This is a genomic window from Calothrix sp. UHCC 0171, from assembly GCF_034931845.1.
In the GTDB taxonomy this organism is placed as follows: Bacteria; Cyanobacteriota; Cyanobacteriia; order Cyanobacteriales; family Nostocaceae; genus Brunnivagina.
The window spans coordinates 1-2,944 of record NZ_JAYGHN010000013.1 but is presented as its reverse complement, the minus strand read 5'-3'; the positions used below and the strand labels follow the sequence as shown (position 1 = coordinate 2,944).

The following is a 2,944-nucleotide window of genomic DNA, read 5'->3' as shown; positions in this document are numbered from 1 at the left end:
CGGCAATTCTTTGCTGACGTTGTTGTTCAGCAATTCTTTGCTGACGTTGTTGTTCAGCAAATGCTCGTTGCAGTTGTTGTTCAGCAATTCTTTGCTGGCGTTGTTGTTCAGCAAATTCTCGTTGCAGTTGTTGCTCGAAAATTCTTTGCTGACGTTGTTGTTCAGCCAATGCTCGTTGAAATTGTTGTTCGGCTTGATTTTGAAGTTGTGGTTTTGGTGGAGCTTTTTTCTCAACTATTGGCTTTGTGGGAGGTTTCGTTTTTGTGACATCAGGATTCGTTAAAACGATACCTGGGGTAAGCTTCGCTAACGTATCCTGTTGTGGAGCTACCGGAATTATTGGTTGGACTTTTTGAGGCGATCGCGATTGATTTTTGCTTGATGGAGTTAACGGTTTTTGTGTAGTTTTGATACTTGGCTTGGTAGTGGATTTTCTTTCCCGAATCACATCAATAGGGATTACAGTGGATGTTTTTTTAGGAGCAAAGGAATCAAAATTGATTGCTCGTAATAACAAAAATGCCGATGCATGAAGCATTACCGAGCATGACAAAATCGCAATCCACAAACCGGGTGGATCGGTATGTCGCCAAACTGTTGCAGATGGAGTTGGTGTTTTATCGGCAACCGATTCTGTCATTTATCTCTGGGAAATCGCTATAGAAACCATGAACCATTCTAGCGATTTGCAACCACTTCTGGTGTAACCATAAAAGTTAAAACTGTTTCATCAACTCCTTTTAATTCGAGCGGACTGCCTTTGATAATTTCCTCATCCTGGAGGTAATCTGCAACGGCTGCGGAAATGAGTATGCTACCAGGGGTGGCAGCTTGCTGCAATCGGGCGGCAATGTTGACACTGGGACCGATCGCTGTATAATCTGCACGTTCGGCACTGCCAAACATACCGACAACTGCTGTTCCTTGGTGAATCCCACAACGGAATTGTAAGCCGTTGCGCCCGTCGCTATCAAAAATACCTTGCTCACGCCAACGTCGATTCAGTTCATCAAGTCCCCGTAACATTGCCCTGGCGGTATTAATGGAACGTCGTACCTGTTCGTTGGGCGTAAGTTCTTCTGGCGCACCAAACAGCGCTAAAATTGCATCTCCCATAAATTTATCGACAGTTCCACCATTATTAAATACTGCTCGCGTCATCGTTTCCAGGTACTCATTGAGCAATTCGGCGACTTTGCGCGATCGCAATGTGTTTGAGAGTTGGGTAAAGCCAACAATGTCACTAAACAACACCGTAATTAAACGTGGTTCCGGTCGCAAATCCAAGACTAAATCGCCACCTGCGGCTTTTTGTACCAAAGCTGGTGGTAAAAATCGCTGCAATACTGATTCTGTTAAATAAGTATTTAATTCCAGAACTCGACGTTCATTCTCCTTGAGTGACAAAAGGTTGCGGACTTCGGCTAATAATTCGCGATCATTAAATGGTTTTGCTAAATAGGCATCAGCACCGAGTTCAGTTCCCGATATCCGAGTTTCTTCATCGATTTTCGCAGTCAACAAAACAATGGGTATGCCTTTTAATTTTGCTTCTTGGCGAATCATCCCAATCATTTCCAACCCTGTAACTAAGGGCATCATTAAATCCGTCACAATCAAACTAGGTTGAACTTGTTGTGCAGTGCGGAAGCCCTCAGCACCATTGCGTGCCGTATATACATGGTAGCCATTATCGCGGAGAATGCCGGAAACATAACCACGCAAATCGGGGTTATCGTCAACTACGAGGACAGTATGTCCGGTTTTAACTGCGGCATCTTGGGTATTAAAATCAGTAGAAAATTCGCCGTCATCTTCAGACTCAATTAGTTCTAAATCAGCAAGCTCGACACTAGCACGACTTTTATTTAACTCCACAGGAGCATCTTGCACGCATTCGGGGGCGAGGTGATTACTTCCTGGTGACAGCCAAATATTAAATGTAGTGCCTTTGCCGTATTCAGATTCAACGGTGACGTTACCGCCGTGAATTTCTACGAGTTCTTTGACTAAAGCTAAACCTAAACCCGTACCCTCATAGGAGCGATTTTCGGAACCCTCAGCTTGACGAAAACGTTCAAAGAGGTGAGGAATTTGTTCTTTCAAAATTCCAATCCCTGTATCTTTGACTTGGAGAAGACACTTGTTGCCGATAGATTCGACAGTAATGCTAATTGTCCCACCCTCAGGAGTAAATTTCATGGCATTCGACAACAGGTTATAAACAACCTTGTCAAATTTTTCCATGTCTAGATACACCGTTGGACATTCCTGGAGATTATCGATTAATTTCAATCCTTTCTTCTCGCAATAGGTACGGAAAGATTCGGAAATTTGACTGACAAAATCGACTAAATCGCAAGGACGGAAAGTCGGTTGCATTCTCCCAGCATCAAGACGCTGTAAATCGAGTAGTTGATTTACCAAACGCAACAAGCGGCGAGAGTTGCGTAAGGCGATCGTACTTTGGGAGTATGATAATCCTTCTTTGCTGGCAACTGCTGATTCTAAAGGTCCTTGAATTAGGGTAATCGGGGTACGAAACTCGTGGGAAATATTTTGAAAAAATTCTGTTTTTTGCTTGTCTAATTCCAGTAAACGTTCGGCTTGTTCCAGAGTTTTTTGATATAAACGCGATTGTTGTACAGCAATTGCCGCTTGTGCCGCAACCGATTTTGCTAGTTCTAGCTCGGATGTTTGCCATTTCCTGGCTTTGTCTTCTTCACGCAAGGTAATACTGCCAATACTCTTTCCATCCGCCAATAATGGTACAACCATCAAAGAACGCGATCGCCCCCTGAGTGGTAAGTCAAATCCACTATATTCTGGAGGATAGTCATGAATATCGCTGATAATCACGGGCTCCTGCGTCTGCAACATCCTTTGCAGAATTGGATTTCCTTTGATGGGTGCAGATGAGTGGGGTAATTCTAAAGTTGAATGG

Annotated in this window: 1 protein-coding gene and 1 pseudogene; both read right to left on the bottom strand. The window is 43.6% G+C overall.

The features are described 5' to 3' along the window. Nucleotides 1-640: pseudogene (locus VB733_RS12020) on the bottom strand (hypothetical protein); the annotation flags it as partial. Nucleotides 641-678: 38 nt separating this feature from the next. After that, the coding region (locus VB733_RS12015) for an ATP-binding protein (RefSeq protein WP_323340321.1) at nt 679-2,944 on the bottom strand (2,266 nt) is incomplete at its 5' end.